We start from the raw sequence: 13118 nt of genomic DNA, 5'->3' as shown, positions 1-13118 counted from the left end.
GGCTCACTGGCGCGCCCCGACGCCGATGGTCAAGGCGGCCCCTTGCGGTGCGGGCGCGGCAAAGCTTTTCTGGTACGCCATGTAGGCGGCCTGGGCGGCCTTGCCGTCCATGCCGGCCACGGGGTCGCGGTTCGCGCCCGCCTGCGGCGACAGCACTTGCCGCAGGCGCAGTTGCTGAACGCTGGCGCCAAACTGGCGGTCCAGGTTCGGCGTGGCGGCGCAGCCGCTGGCGGCCAGGGCGGCCAGCAGCACGGGGAATAAAAGGGGATGCTGCATGCTGTGCTCCTAGTGAGTGTCCGGACCGGCTGGCGGTGTCTGCCTGGCCGCTTCCTGCCGTGGCCGTGGCGCGGCAGCGCCTTCCATTTTTCCTTGCAAGAAGAACTCGCCGCGGCTGGGCGCCACATAGGCGTCGGTGGGCAAGACGATATCGCCGTCAAGCGTGCCGTCGAGCGGCTTGACCAAATGCGGCGTGATGATGAACACGAGTTCCGTGCGGTCGGTCTGGAAATCGCTGCTGCGGAACAGGGCGCCCAGCACGGGAATCTCGCCCAGGAAGGGCAATGCCTTGATATTGGTCGTCACATTGTTCTTGATCAAGCCGCCCACGGCAAAACTCTGGCCATCGAACAGCTGCACCGTGGTGGTGGTGCGCCGCGTGGTAAATGCCGGCAACACGGCATTGGCGGCGGCGCCACCGCCGGTGGTGATGCCGATGCCTTCGCGGTTCAGCTCCGACACTTCCGGCGCCACCTTCAGGTTGATGCGTCCACCCTCCAGCACGGTGGGCGTGAACTTGACGGCAATGCCGAATTCCTTTTCTTCCAGCGTGATCTTGTTGGTGGTGCTGTCTTGCGCGACCGGAATGAAAATCTTGCCGCCCGCCAGGAAACTGGCTTCCTGGCCACTGATGGCCATGATGTTCGGTTCGGCCAGCACCTTGACCAGGCCGTCGCGCTTTTGCGCATCGAGCGTCAGGCCGTTGCCATTCTTGCCGTGCACGGCGCCCAGCTGGCTGGGGTTACCGCTGAGCAGGTTCGACAGCAAGCCGTAGCTCCAGTTGCCGCGCGTGCCGCTGATGCCCACGCTGGCGCCCAGCTGGTCGACCAGGGTCTTCGACACTTCGGCGATTTTCACTTCCAGCATGACCTGTTGCGGCGCCGCAATCGACAGCATATTGATGACCTTGACGCCGCCGGCCGCGCTGGCCGCGCCTTCGGCCGGTGCGGCAGCTTCGGCGGCGCCGCGCTGCGCATAGGCCTGCGCCATCTCCAGGATCTGGCTGGCCTTGACGCTGTCGCTCACCTGCCCCGACAGCACAATGCTGCCGCCGGCCGCACCGGCCTTGACGGCGCGCTCGCCGGGGAAGACATAGGCCAGCTGCGCCTGCAAGCCTTCGACATCGACCTCGACTTCGATATCGACGATCACTGGGCGCTGCTGCCGGTCCCACAGGATCAGGTTGGTGCTGCCCGGCGCCAGACCCCAGACGAACAGCTGGCTGGACGAGCCCAGCATCCTGGCGCCGGCCACCCGGGGATCGTTGACGGCGATCTGCGACACAGGCAAGCTCAGGTTGCGCAAGGTGGACTTGCCCACGGCGATGCGCACGGGCGCGCCCAGGCGGGCGATATCGGCGCCCAGCGACATGGCCGGCGCCGCGACTGGCGACATGACGGCCTGCCTGGCCGGCGCCGCCGCGCTGGCGCTGACCGGCCAAGCCATGCCTGCCGCCGCGCTGCCCAGCATCAGGGCCAGGCGCATGCCCGCACCCGCAGCGTGCTTACGAAATTTGTTCATCGATCATCCTTGCTTGCCTGCTGATTTTTAAAATTGCTGGACGCTCGTATCCATGCCCTTGATGACGGTGATGCTGTCGCGCGCGGGAGCGCGTGCCGGGGCCGCCTGGCGCCGCGCCGCGCGCACCGGCGCGGCCGCCGGCGCCTTCAGTTCCAGCAGCGACTCCTTGGTGGCGCCGTCCGTGGTGACGGGCGCCGGATCGACCTGGTTGCGCAGCACCAGCGACAAGCTGCCCACGCTGCGCGCCAGGTCCAGCTTTTCCACCTGCTCCGGCGTCAGCTCCAGGGTCACGGCATTGACCACCTTGGGCTTGTTGTCGTCGCGGCCGGACTCTTGCGCCACGGCCAGCACCAGGATGCGTTCCAGCACGATCTTGGAAATGGCCAGCGGCCCGCCGCCCGCCGGCCTGGCCCGGTCATCCTGCGTATGCACGAGAATGTCGACGAAATTGCCCGGCAGGGCGAAGCCGGCCACGCCCACCACGTCATTGACGCGCACGGTCATGGCGCGCTTGCCGGCAGCCACGATGGCCGACAGGCCGCCGGTGGCGCCGGGCGGCGCGAGCTTGCTTTCCAGCACAGGCTCGCCCCTGCTGACGGCCGTGCGCGTGATGCGCCCGTCCAGCGCGCCGGCCTCGCCAAACGCCCCCGGCGGCATGGCGCCCGCCGGCCAGTCCATGCCGCGCAGCATGGCCGGCGTCACCTTCGCGCCCACGCCGATATCGACCAGCGCAACCATCACCGTCTGGCTGGCCGGCGCGCCTTGTCCTGACATCCAGCGCGCCGCCGCCAGCACGGCGCCCCCCGCCATCAGCAGCGCCAGCAGCAGCACGATCGCAACGCGGCTATTTCTCATGATTTTTCCTCTTGGTAAAACTTGGGTTTCCGGACGCGCACATCATGCATGGCCGCCCGCCGCCAGGGCCAGCCAGATGGCGGTGCCGGCGGCAATGGCGATCGCGTACGGCAGTTTGCCGCCCGGCACGGCTGGCGCGTCGACCCGCGGCACTTCGCCTGCCGCGGCGCGCAGCCAGCCTTGCAGCAGCAATTGCCGGGCATTGCTCATCGCCTGGCGCAGCGTGCCCTGGCACAGGGCGACGGCCAGCGCCAGCACGCCGCCAGCGAGCAGGCTGCACAGCACGGCAAACACGGCGGGACCGGGGCCGAGAAAAGCCCCCACCATCGCCATCAGCTTGACGTCGCCCGCGCCCAGCGCCTTCATCGCATACATGGGCAGCAGCAAGCCCAGGCCGACGGCCATGCCGCCCAGCGCCAGCCACGGCCCGGCCGGCGTCACCCCGGGCAAGGCCAGGCTGTTGAGCAGCACGCCGAGCAAGGCGCCGGAAAACACCAGCCGGTTGGGAATGCGCCGGCGGCGCACGTCATGCCAGACAGCCGCGGCAAGCAGCCCCCACAAGACCATGGCGGGGCTGAACGTCCAGAAAGAATGAGGGTCCATCGTGTACCTGATGCAAGCCGATGGCATGACGGCATGCGCATCGTTGGGCGGGAGGTCGACAGGCCGGTGCGCAAAGGCAGCCGGCCTGCCGGGGTGCAGCGCGGTGGGCAGGCGCCTTAGATCGCCGCGCCCGTCAGCTTGGTGCCGATCGCCTTGAAGGCGCCATCGAGGCCGGTGGTGAAATAGCCGACGGCCGTGACCAGCGCCGCAGCCACCAGCGCAGCGATCAGCGCATATTCGATGGCCGTCACGCCATCTTCTTCGGCGATAAAGTTTTTAATGAAATTCATATTATTCCCTTTCAGGTCAAGTTTTAAACATGATAAAAACTGAAAATACAGTCTGAAAATAAAAACATTATCCTTGTTTTTATTTGCCATTTTCTGATGCGTGTATTTTATATAAACAAACATTAAATCGAATCAGAGAAAAGTCATTTTGTGCGCAGTACAAAACATCTTAATTTTTTATCTATAATCAGGACATATGTACTGTCATTCCGCATGGACGGGCTCGGCCAGGCGGTTGCGGGTGGCGTACACATATAATTCCAGGCGGTTGGTGACATCGAGCTTGCTGTAGATCGATGTCAGATGATTACGCAAGGTTTGCTCCGAGATAAAAGCCCGCTGGGCTATCGCACGGTTCAGCGCGCCATTTCCTTCCACCATCATGGCCACGATCTTGCGCTCCTTCAGCGTCAGCCTGGCGATCCGCTGCTCTTCCGGGTCGGGCGCCGCTTCCGGCTTGTTCAGCACGCCCAGCATGCTGTCGAGCAGCGCCGGATCCAGGCACAATTCGCCTCGATACAGGCGGGCGATGGCGTCGATCAGTTGCTTGATGGACGTTTCCTTGCCCAGCACCGCGCGCGCGCCGCTGCGCACGGCCCGCCCGCGCTCTGCCTGGTCCTGCGTGCCGCTGAACAGCAGCATCCGCGAGACGCCATTGCCCAGCAGCTGCGGCAGATAATCGATGGCGCAGGCGCCGCCGCAGCCAAGATCGGCGTCGAGCACGATGACGTCGGGACACAGGGTGCGCGCCAGCAGCAGCGCGCTGTCGATCTCGGTGGAGCTGGCCACCACCTGCATCGCGGGCTGGGCACTGGCGAGCAACTGCTCCAGGCCCCACAGCCAGGTCTTGTGGTCCGACACCAGCATGACGCGTATGACATTGTTTGTTGACATGCTTTACCTCTTTACTTGTAGCCCACTCCCTTCAAGGGAAGGTGGTTGATCCGAATCGGGTTGCCTGCCTCGTCCGCGCGCGCCTTCTGCTGCCGCGCACGGGGGAAAGAAGTCACGGGGGCACGAAGGAAGAGGCGTTGGGCCGGCACGCGCAAACGCGGTGCGTGCCCCACGGCAGCGGTCGCAGCATGCCGGGCGTGTGCCGATGGATGGGCAGCGTGGCCAGGGCGGACGCGCCGCTGGCGCGCCATCGCTGCTGCCACCGCTGCTGTTGCTTACATTGCAGCATTTTTGTTGCATCACCTTGCAAAACAAGTCCTTGCCTGCACGCAGGACAATCCTGACACCAGGCCTGTTTTCATACCCGCGCATATTACTCCCGGCCCTGTAGCGACGGGGCCGGCACGTTTGAAATAACGCAGTTAATTGCGATTATCTTGACCTGTAATAATTTAAATGGCGGACACGCCATTGAAAATCGATATAGAATAATTGCCAGTCAAATGGCGCAATGCCATCCGCCCGACATTCGTCATCGCGGAACTTAACCGGATTATTCCCATGCGCTTAAAACAGGCCGATTTCCGCATATTCCGCAAGCACAGCGGACAGGCTGGCGCCACCCTGGTCGAATTGGCCCTGATAACACCGGTCTTTCTCATGCTGATAATCGGCATCATTGAATTGAGCATGGCTTATTTTGCCAATATGACCATGCAGCACGCGGTGCGCGAAGGGGCGCGCTATGCCGTCACGGGGGCCAAGGACCTCGACCCCGACAGCGCCAACCAGCAGCGCTACCACGCCGTCATGCAAAAGATACGCGACAGCTCCATGGGCATGTATGACAAGGTCAGCCCCGTGATCTCCGTCAACGGCAGCGATGCGGTGGGCGCCGCCATGTTCGGCCAGGCCGGCGATATCGTCGTCATTTCCGTCGATTGCCGCTGGGCATTTGCCACGCCTTTGATCAGGGCCCTGTTCCGCGACGGCCAGGCGCATTTCGTCGTGGCCGCCACCATGCGCAATGAAAGCTTTGGCGGCCTGTGATGCGCGCGCCCACTCCCCGTTTTCCGCGCCGCGCCGCGCGTGGCATCGCCGCCATCGAATTTGCCATCGTGCTGCCCTTGCTGGCCTTGCTGCTGTTCATGCTGGTTGACCTGTCGCGCGCCATCCAGGCCAAGACCATCCTGCTCAATATCAGCCGCGAAGGCGCCAACCTGTCCGCGCGCGCCACGTCCGACCTGAGCGGCTCGAGCCAGGGCATCATGAATGCGCTGGCCGCCAGCACACCGCCGCTGGACATGCACGGGCGCGGCATGATCTACATCACCAAGATCATGGGCTACACGGCGCAGAGCGGCTTGCGCAATATCGTGCTGGAACAGTACCGCTGGGACGCCGGCGCAAAGGCCAGCGGCTACCTGCCCGCCAGCCAGGTGTGGCAATGCGGCAGCTGGAGCAATGGCACGTGCACCGGCATCGCCAAGGACGAATACGCCCCTGCGGTGTCATTGATGCAGAGCCAGCTGGCCGATGGCGAACTGATTTACGCCGTGGAAACTTTCTACAATTTCGACATGCTGTTCGGCACATTGAAATTTGGCAACAGCACGACGCCCGTGCTGGCGCCCAACCTGACTTCGATGACGGTATTCTGATGCGCATTCCACACCAGCGGCAAGGCGGGCAAGTACTGGTCATGGTGGCGCTGTCGGCCGTCGTCCTGATCGCCTCCGTGGGGCTGGCCATCGATTCGGCCCTCGGCTACTTCGTCAAGGCCAAGCTCAACGCGGCCGTCGACTCGGCCAGCCTGGCGGCGGCGCGCGGCGTCACTGCGGGCAACTCGGAAGAAGAACAGCGGACCAGGGCGCGCCAGTCGGCAAGGGATTTTTTTGACGTCAATTATCCGGACCACTTCCTGCTGTCGACGCCGACCCTCCATCCCGTCGACGTCACGTTCGACAAGGGCACCGTCACCATCGACGTCTCCGCCAGCGCCTCGCTGCCCGTCTCGCTGATGGGCGTACTCGGCTTCAAGACCCTGGAGGTGGCCGCCAGCGCGCAAACCATCCGCAAGGACCTGGACATGGTGCTGGTGATGGATACGTCGGGGTCGCTGAAAAACAATGCGGACGCCGTGCGGGCGGCGGGCAAGTCCTTCCTGAACAAGTTCAACGCCACGGTCGACAGGGTCGGCTTGCTGCACTTCGCTTCGGAAGCCCAAATCGATGTCCCGATCAGGCAGATCGAGCGCGGCTTCGACCGCGGCGGCATGACCATGAAAGGTGGAAAGATCGATCAATTCGCCTTTGTCGGCGGCACCAACTCTTCCGCCGGCATGTTCCAGGCGCGCAAACAGCTGAACGACATCGAGCAGGTCAACCGCTCCAGCCTGCGCGTCATCGTGTTTTTCTCCGATGGTTCGCCGGCGGCGTTTTCTTCGTACTTTCCCAATGCCGGCGGCAAATGCCAGACGGCGGGCGGGCTCGCCACCTTTCCGAAACTGCAAAACCCGGCATTGGCGGGCCTGTACCGGACGAAAGTGAGCGACACGCTCCAGTACGGCGATTGCGCCGCCAGTCAGATCACCGCGCTTCCCGCATGGTATAACGCGACGAATGACGCCGCCCACGCCAACGACGCGGCGCTGCGCGAGTTTCCCATCGTCACCAACTCGCCACGCGTCGTGACCGCGTCCACCGCGACGGCGCAGGCACAATGGACGAATGTGCACCGCGCCTCGCGCAACCTGGTCGAAGCGATGGCGGCAAAGGCGCGCCAGGAAGGTATTTTCGTCTTTACCCTGGGCATGGGCGCATCGCTGAAAACCAAGGAAGGGCCGGACAACGAGCTGGGCGAAGACTTGCTGCGCTGCCTGGCCAATACCACCGATGCGAAAGCGACTTGCCGCAAGCCGGCCGAACCCGTGGGCCTGTACTGCTATGCGGCCAGCGACAGCGACCTGAGTCCCTGCTTCACCCGGCTCGCCTCGGCCATCCTGCGCATTTCCAAATAACGCCTGGCCAGCCGCTAAAAGGCAAAACAGCTGCAGCCCAAGGTGCCCCAGAAACCGGAAAAATCGCTGACCGGCACGGCCGACTTGCGCGCCCGGTCGTGGGCGTGGGCGTGCACGCCGCAGGCGCCCGCGCACTGGTGCGGCAGCATGGTTTGCGCTTGCGCCGGCCTGGCTGCGGGACGGTAGTGTCCCGGCACCGTGCGCACGGGCGACCATTCGGGCAGCACGGGAATCAAGGGCGGCGCAAGATGGGTAAATTCCGCCTGGCCGTAGACGATCTTGCCGCCCACCATGGTCAGCACGGATTCGATGGACTTGATCGCTTCTTCCGGCACGGCGAAGTAATCGGCCGACAGCACGCTCAAATCGGCCAGCATGCCCTCGCGGATGCGCCCCTTCTTGCCTTGCTCGCTCGAGAACCAGGCGCTGCCCGCCGTCCACAGTTCCAGCGCCGTATCGCGCGACAATCTGCCCGCCGCATCCGTCAGGGCCAGGCCGCCCACGGTGCGCCCCGATACCAGCCAGTACAGCGCCGTCCATGGGTTGTAGCTGGCCACCCGCGTGGCATCCGTGCCACCGCCCACTGGCACGCCCGCGTCCAGCATGCGCTGTACGGGCGGCGTGGCTTTCGCCGCGTCCGCGCCATAGCGTTCGACGAAGTACTCGCCCTGGAACGCCATGCGGTGCTGGATGGCCAGGCCGCCGCCCAGCGCCCTGACCCGGTCGATATTACGGGGGCTGATGGTTTCCGCGTGGTCGAACAGCCAGTGCAGGCCGCCGAACGGCGTGTCGCGGTTGACCTTTTCAAACACGTCGAGCATGCGGCTGATCGATTCGTCATAGGTGGCGTGCAGGCGGAACGGCCAGCGCCGCTCGACCAGGTGGCGCACGACCTTTTCCAGCTCGTCTTCCATGCCGGCCGCCAGCTCGGGACGCGGTTCGAGGAAATCCTCGAAGTCGGCGGCGGAAAACACCAGCATTTCGCCGGCGCCGTTATGCCGGTAAAAGTCCGTGCCGTCGCCCGGCTTGATCATGCCCGTCCACTTCTGGAAGTCCTGCAATTCCGCGCCCTTGTTTTGCGTAAACAGGTTGTAGGCGATGCGGATGGTCAGTTGCTCTTTTTGCGCCAGTTCGTCGACGACGGCGTAATCCTCGGGATAATTCTGGAAGCCGCCGCCCGCGTCGATGGCGCTGGTCAGCCCCAAGCGGTTCAGTTCGCGCATGAACTGGCGCGTGGAGTTCACTTGCAATTCCAGCGGCAGCTTCGGGCCTTGCGCCAGGGTCGCATACAGGATCATGGCGTTCGGGCGGGCGATCAGCAAGCCGGTGGGGTTGCCGGCCCCGTCGCGCACGATTTCGCCACCGGGCGGGTTCGGCGTGTTCTTGTCGTAGCCGACGGCGCGCAGGGCGGCGCGGTTCAGCAGGGTGCTGTCGTACAGGTGCAGGATGAAGACGGGTGTGTCCGGCGCTGCCGCGTTGATTTCATCAAGCGTGGGCATGCGCTTTTCCGCGAACTGGAATTCCGTCCAGCCGCCCACCACGCGCACCCATCGCGGGTTCGGCGTGCGCAGCGCCTGTTCCTTGAGCATGCGCAAGGCGTCGGCCAGCGAAGGCACGCCTTCCCAGCGCAATTCCAGGTTGTAGTTCAAGCCGCCGCGGATCAGGTGCAGGTGCGAGTCGTTCAGGCCGGGAATCACCGTGCGGCCAGCCAGGTCGATCACCTGCGTGGCGGGGCCGCGATGGCGCATCACGTCTTCAACGTCGCCCACGGCGAGAAATTTGCCATCGGCGATGGCGACGGCGGACGCCAGCGGCTGCGTCCTGTCGACCGTATGAAAACGGCCATTGAGCAAGATCGTGTTTGCGTGCATGGGAACTCCCGAATCAGGTGAAAACACGGTCCCGCCGGCAGGCGGCGGAACCGGGGTCAGCGAACAATCAATGGCCTTCGCTGGCGTTGAACATGGATTTGGCGTAGATCAGGCCCAGGCCATAGCCGCCGCCGTGCGCCACGGCCGTCGCCACCGTCTCGTTGTAGGTCTCGCCACGGGCCCAGTCGCGCTGCAGTTCCAGCAAGTATTGCACGGACGTCATCGGCTGCGCACCCGCCTGTATCATGCGCTGCATGGCCATCGCATGCGCTTCGTCGGAGACGTCGCCGCTGGCGTCGGCGATCACGTAGACCTCGAAGCCCTGCTCCAGCGCCGACAGCGCGGGGCCGACGATGCAGACGGAGGTCCACAGGCCGGCCAGCACGATCTTGCCCTTGCCGTAGCCATTCACCTTGTCGGCGATGCGCGCATCTTCCCAGGTATTCATGCTGGTGCGGTCGATCGGCGCCTGTTCGGGGAAGACGGACTGGATTTCATCGAAGATCGGGCCGGAGAACGATTTGGCTGCCACCGTCGTCAGGATCGTCGGCACCTTGAATTCCGCCGCCGCCTTGGCCACCAGGGCCGCATTGTTGCGCAGCAGGGCCAGGTCGATGGAACGGGTGGCGAACGCCATCTGTGACTGGTGGTCGATCATGATCAGGGTATGATCGTTAGGGGTCAGCAGTTTTTGTGCGGCTTGGGCGGTGGCGATAGGCACGATGTTTTCCTTAGTGAAAATAATTGAACATGAAAAAAGATGTCGTTGCATGGTGTTTCTGCTCCTGCCCTTGCGTCACGCTGTGTGTGCCGGGCCAGTGCTATGCAGTATGGACGAGATACTTTGAAAACAAAAACGGAAAGAATGCGAAGTTATATTCGATTTTTTCGATGATGAAAAATAACCGCGGCGGCAGCCCGCGCATCCAGGAGAAAACATGGGATTTGAATTCAGGGTCACGGCCAGCCTGACGCCGGAACAGCGCCAGCACATCGCACCGCTGCTGGCGGCGCTGCCGCCGGCATCAGGCGCCATGCCGGACACAGACGCCAGGCTGACGGACGCCGGCCTGTATATATGCCAGCACCTGCGACCGGACCCGTGGCACGGCCTTGAAGCCCTGCGCGCCTGGCTCGATGCGCAGGGCGTGCGCTACACCGTCGACGAGATCGACGACTAGGCACCCTTTTCTTTACTTGCGGCATTGCAATGCTGAAACAAAACAGGCGCGTTTTTGCCAGGCTGTTATACTTCGCGTGTGCGGCACATATGACCAGTCCCCTTGCCGCTGTCTTTCGACCCCTAATCTGATTGCCTGCGACTGGCGCCCCACGATGGCGACAGGCCGATCTCACAATAAAGTTACCATGTCCTTTTCCTCCCTCGGATTGTCCGACGCTATCGTACGTGCCGTTACCGAACACGGCTACACCGTGCCGACCCCGATCCAGTCGCAGGCGATTCCCGCCGTGCTGGCTGGCGGCGACTTGCTGGCCGGTGCACAAACCGGTACCGGCAAGACGGCCGGCTTTACCCTGCCCGTACTGCACCGCCTGTCGACGGACGCCAATGGCGCGTCCATCACCAGCAACACCTCGACGCGCCCGATCCGCGCCCTGATCCTGGCCCCGACGCGCGAACTCGCCGCGCAGGTCGAGGAAAGCGTGCGCGCCTACAGCAAGTACACCAAATTGAACTCGACCGTGATCTTCGGCGGCGTCGGCATCAACCCGCAAATCAAGCAGCTCAAGCATGGCGTCGACATCCTCGTCGCCACGCCGGGCCGTTTGCTGGACCATATGGGCCAGGGCACCGTCGACCTGTCGAAAGTGGAAATCCTGATCCTGGACGAAGCCGACCGCATGCTGGACATGGGCTTCATCCGCGACATCAAGAAAGTGCTGGCCGTGCTGCCGCCAAAACGCCAGAACCTGCTGTTCTCGGCCACGTTCTCGGAAGAGATCAAGGCCCTGGCCGACGGCTTGCTGAACAAGCCAGCCATGATCGAAGTGGCGCGCCGCAATTCGACCGTGGAAGTGATCAAGCAAAAGATCCATCCGGTCGACCGCGACAAGAAGCACCCGATGCTGTCCTACCTAATCAAGTCGAACAACTGGACGCAAGTGCTGGTATTTACGCGCACCAAGCATGGCGCCAATAAACTGGTCGAGCAACTGGGCGCGGACGGCATCGGCGCCCTGGCCATCCACGGCAACAAGAGCCAGTCGGCACGCACGCGCGCGCTGTCCGAGTTCAAGGATGGCACCTTGCAAGTGCTGGTCGCCACCGACATCGCCGCACGCGGCATCGATATCGACCAGTTGCCGCACGTCGTCAACTACGACTTGCCGAACATTCCGGAAGACTATGTGCACCGTATCGGCCGCACGGGCCGTGCCGGCGCCAAGGGCGAAGCCGTGTCGCTGGTCTGCGTGGATGAGCACGAAATGTTGAAAGACATCGAAAAGCTGATCAAGCAAACCCTGCCGCGCGAAGTCATCCCGGGCTTCGAGCCTGACCTGAACGCCCGCGCCCAGCCTGTGCAATTGCGCAGCGGCACCGGCGGCCACCGCAACAACAGCCGCGCGCCAGCCGGCGCCGTCGTGCGCGTGAAAACCGGCGGCAGCGGCGCCAAGCCACGCAGCGCCGGCCCATCGGGCGGCGGTGGCGGCGGCAACCGTTCGGGCAATGCGCCGCGTTCCGCGGCGAACCACAGATCCGGCGGCCGCGGCCGCTAAAACGCGGCCTGAAAGCTACTGCGCGGGGCGCTATTGCGTTTGCGTTGCTCGCCGTACTCTTGTACGGCTGCGCGACTCGACGCAATATCACTCCCGCTCGCTACGCTTTCAGGCAGCGTTTGTCTTTATCAAAAAGACGATAAAAACCGTTCCAGGACTTGCTTCTGGAACGGTTTTTTCATGCACGCCACCATTTGCCGATTTGGGCTAGGATAGTATCCATCGTCCTCACCTGCGTGCTGCCATGCCGAACTTCGCTGCCAACCTCAGCATGATGTTTACCGAACTGCCCTTCCTCGACCGCTTTGCCGCCGCCAGGGAAGCGGGCTTCGATGCCGTCGAATTCCTGTTCCCCTATGCCGTCGAGGCGCGGCAGATCGCCATGCGGCTGGAACGCCACCAGCTGCAGCTGGCCGTCTTCAACTTCCCGCCAGGCGACTGGGAGCACGGCGAGCGGGGCATTGCCTGCGATCCGCGCCGGGGCGAGGAATTTCGCGGCAACGTGCAACTGGCGCTCAACTATGCGCTGGCGCTCGGGGCGAAGCAGTTGCACTGCATGGCCGGCATCGTGCCGCCCGGCATGAGCCTGGAGCGGGCGCGGCAAAGCCTGATCGGCAACCTGCAATTTGCGGCCGACGCCTGCCGTCCGCATGGCATCAACGTGTTGATCGAGCCCATCAACCGCTACGACATGCCCGGTTACTTTCTGAACCATAGCCAGCAGGCGGCCGACATCATCGCCGACTGCCAGCGCAGCAATATCTTCCTGCAATACGACGTTTATCACATGCAGCGCATGGAGGGCGAGCTGAGCAACACCATCCGCGCCATGCTGCCCCTGATCCGCCACATCCAGATCGCCGATACGCCGGGCCGCCACGAACCGGGCACGGGCGAGATCAACTACCGCCATGTGTTCAAGCTGCTCGACCAGGTCGGCTACGCAGGCTGGGTCGGCTGCGAATACCGACCCGCCAGCGATACCGTCGCGGGACTGGGCTGGCGCGAGCAATTAACGGGCACGGCGGGCACGCTGGGCGCCTGATCGCA

14 protein-coding genes are annotated in these 13118 nt (G+C 63.8%); 6 read left to right on the top strand and 8 right to left on the bottom strand.

From position 1 onward, the window contains the following. Window positions 1–3: 3 nt before the first annotated feature. The 6 genes from BLT98_RS25010 to BLT98_RS24985 form a co-directional block, all read right to left on the bottom strand. Window positions 4–276: a hypothetical protein gene (locus tag BLT98_RS25010; RefSeq protein WP_092612552.1), complete on the bottom strand. Its 273-nt coding sequence runs from the start codon at window positions 274–276 to the stop codon at window positions 4–6. Between the two features lie 9 nt (window positions 277–285). Beyond that, window positions 286–1797: a type II and III secretion system protein family protein gene (locus BLT98_RS25005; RefSeq protein ID WP_092612549.1), complete on the bottom strand. Its 1512-nt coding sequence runs from the start codon at window positions 1795–1797 to the stop codon at window positions 286–288. Between the two features lie 27 nt (window positions 1798–1824). Next, window positions 1825–2652 (bottom strand): Flp pilus assembly protein CpaB, encoded by an 828-nt coding sequence (gene cpaB / locus BLT98_RS25000; RefSeq protein ID WP_092612546.1) that lies wholly within the window; start codon window positions 2650–2652, stop codon window positions 1825–1827. Window positions 2653–2694: 42 nt separating this feature from the next. Next, window positions 2695–3255 (bottom strand): A24 family peptidase, encoded by a 561-nt coding sequence (locus BLT98_RS24995; RefSeq protein WP_092612543.1) that lies wholly within the window; start codon window positions 3253–3255, stop codon window positions 2695–2697. A 116-nt stretch (window positions 3256–3371) separates the two neighbouring features. Next, window positions 3372–3545, bottom strand: a complete 174-nt coding sequence (locus BLT98_RS24990; protein WP_071650303.1) for a Flp family type IVb pilin — start codon at window positions 3543–3545, stop codon at window positions 3372–3374. 204 nt (window positions 3546–3749) lie between these two features. Beyond that, entirely contained in the window at window positions 3750–4439 is a 690-nt protein-coding gene (locus BLT98_RS24985; protein WP_244517686.1) for a LuxR C-terminal-related transcriptional regulator, read from the bottom strand. A gap of 561 nt (window positions 4440–5000) precedes the next feature. Here BLT98_RS24985 and BLT98_RS24980 point away from each other — a divergent pair. From BLT98_RS24980 to BLT98_RS24970, 3 genes are read left to right on the top strand one after another with little or no spacing between them, the layout of a single operon-like run. Beyond that, window positions 5001–5489 (top strand): TadE/TadG family type IV pilus assembly protein, encoded by a 489-nt coding sequence (locus BLT98_RS24980; RefSeq protein ID WP_092612677.1) that lies wholly within the window; start codon window positions 5001–5003, stop codon window positions 5487–5489. After that, window positions 5489–6100, top strand: a complete 612-nt coding sequence (locus tag BLT98_RS24975; protein ID WP_092612540.1) for a TadE/TadG family type IV pilus assembly protein — start codon at window positions 5489–5491, stop codon at window positions 6098–6100. Before BLT98_RS24980 ends, BLT98_RS24975 begins: the two co-directional genes overlap by 1 nt. Beyond that, window positions 6100–7458: a vWA domain-containing protein gene (locus BLT98_RS24970; protein ID WP_092612537.1), complete on the top strand. Its 1359-nt coding sequence runs from the start codon at window positions 6100–6102 to the stop codon at window positions 7456–7458. The genes BLT98_RS24975 and BLT98_RS24970 overlap by 1 nt, the downstream gene beginning before the upstream one ends. A 14-nt stretch (window positions 7459–7472) precedes the next feature. Here BLT98_RS24970 and BLT98_RS24965 read toward each other — a convergent pair whose 3' ends face one another. Together BLT98_RS24965 and BLT98_RS24960 are read right to left on the bottom strand one after the other, a co-directional pair. Then, entirely contained in the window at window positions 7473–9329 is a 1857-nt protein-coding gene (locus BLT98_RS24965) for an amidohydrolase (protein ID WP_092612534.1), read from the bottom strand. A gap of 67 nt (window positions 9330–9396) precedes the next feature. Beyond that, complete coding sequence (locus BLT98_RS24960) at window positions 9397–10101, bottom strand: hydrolase (protein WP_092612530.1); 705 nt, start codon at window positions 10099–10101, stop codon at window positions 9397–9399. A 166-nt stretch (window positions 10102–10267) separates the two neighbouring features. Here BLT98_RS24960 and BLT98_RS24955 point away from each other — a divergent pair, with 166 nt between their 5' ends. From BLT98_RS24955 to otnI, 3 genes are all read left to right on the top strand, one after another. Further along, entirely contained in the window at window positions 10268–10510 is a 243-nt protein-coding gene (locus BLT98_RS24955) for a hypothetical protein (RefSeq protein WP_070278636.1), read from the top strand. Window positions 10511–10697: 187 nt separating this feature from the next. Continuing rightward, the gene (locus tag BLT98_RS24950) at window positions 10698–12068 is read left to right on the top strand and encodes a DEAD/DEAH box helicase (RefSeq protein ID WP_034786262.1); all 1371 of its coding nucleotides are present in this window, start codon (window positions 10698–10700) and stop codon (window positions 12066–12068) included. Window positions 12069–12312: 244 nt separating this feature from the next. Then, window positions 12313–13113, top strand: a complete 801-nt coding sequence (gene otnI, locus BLT98_RS24945; RefSeq protein ID WP_070278634.1) for a 2-oxo-tetronate isomerase — start codon at window positions 12313–12315, stop codon at window positions 13111–13113. The last annotated feature ends 5 nt before the right edge of the window (window positions 13114–13118 follow it).

The sequence above is a fragment of the Janthinobacterium sp. YR213 genome (assembly GCF_900099875.1).
In the GTDB taxonomy this organism is placed as follows: Bacteria; Pseudomonadota; Gammaproteobacteria; order Burkholderiales; family Burkholderiaceae_D; genus Janthinobacterium; species Janthinobacterium lividum.
This window is presented reverse-complemented; position numbering and strand designations above follow the sequence as displayed.

Coding starts and splice junctions, on each gene's coding strand:
- BLT98_RS25010 (WP_092612552.1), bottom strand. CDS start 276: ATGCAGCATCCCCTTTTATTCCCCGTGCTGCTGGCCGCCCTGGCCGCC.
- BLT98_RS25005 (WP_092612549.1), bottom strand. CDS start 1,797: ATGAACAAATTTCGTAAGCACGCTGCGGGTGCGGGCATGCGCCTGGCC.
- cpaB (WP_092612546.1), bottom strand. CDS start 2,652: ATGAGAAATAGCCGCGTTGCGATCGTGCTGCTGCTGGCGCTGCTGATG.
- BLT98_RS24995 (WP_092612543.1), bottom strand. CDS start 3,255: ATGGACCCTCATTCTTTCTGGACGTTCAGCCCCGCCATGGTCTTGTGG.
- BLT98_RS24990 (WP_071650303.1), bottom strand. CDS start 3,545: ATGAATTTCATTAAAAACTTTATCGCCGAAGAAGATGGCGTGACGGCC.
- BLT98_RS24985 (WP_244517686.1), bottom strand. CDS start 4,439: ATGTCAACAAACAATGTCATACGCGTCATGCTGGTGTCGGACCACAAG.
- BLT98_RS24980 (WP_092612677.1), top strand. CDS start 5,001: ATGCGCTTAAAACAGGCCGATTTCCGCATATTCCGCAAGCACAGCGGA.
- BLT98_RS24975 (WP_092612540.1), top strand. CDS start 5,489: ATGCGCGCGCCCACTCCCCGTTTTCCGCGCCGCGCCGCGCGTGGCATC.
- BLT98_RS24970 (WP_092612537.1), top strand. CDS start 6,100: ATGCGCATTCCACACCAGCGGCAAGGCGGGCAAGTACTGGTCATGGTG.
- BLT98_RS24965 (WP_092612534.1), bottom strand. CDS start 9,329: ATGCACGCAAACACGATCTTGCTCAATGGCCGTTTTCATACGGTCGAC.
- BLT98_RS24960 (WP_092612530.1), bottom strand. CDS start 10,101: ATGCAACGACATCTTTTTTCATGTTCAATTATTTTCACTAAGGAAAAC.
- BLT98_RS24955 (WP_070278636.1), top strand. CDS start 10,268: ATGGGATTTGAATTCAGGGTCACGGCCAGCCTGACGCCGGAACAGCGC.
- BLT98_RS24950 (WP_034786262.1), top strand. CDS start 10,698: ATGTCCTTTTCCTCCCTCGGATTGTCCGACGCTATCGTACGTGCCGTT.
- otnI (WP_070278634.1), top strand. CDS start 12,313: ATGCCGAACTTCGCTGCCAACCTCAGCATGATGTTTACCGAACTGCCC.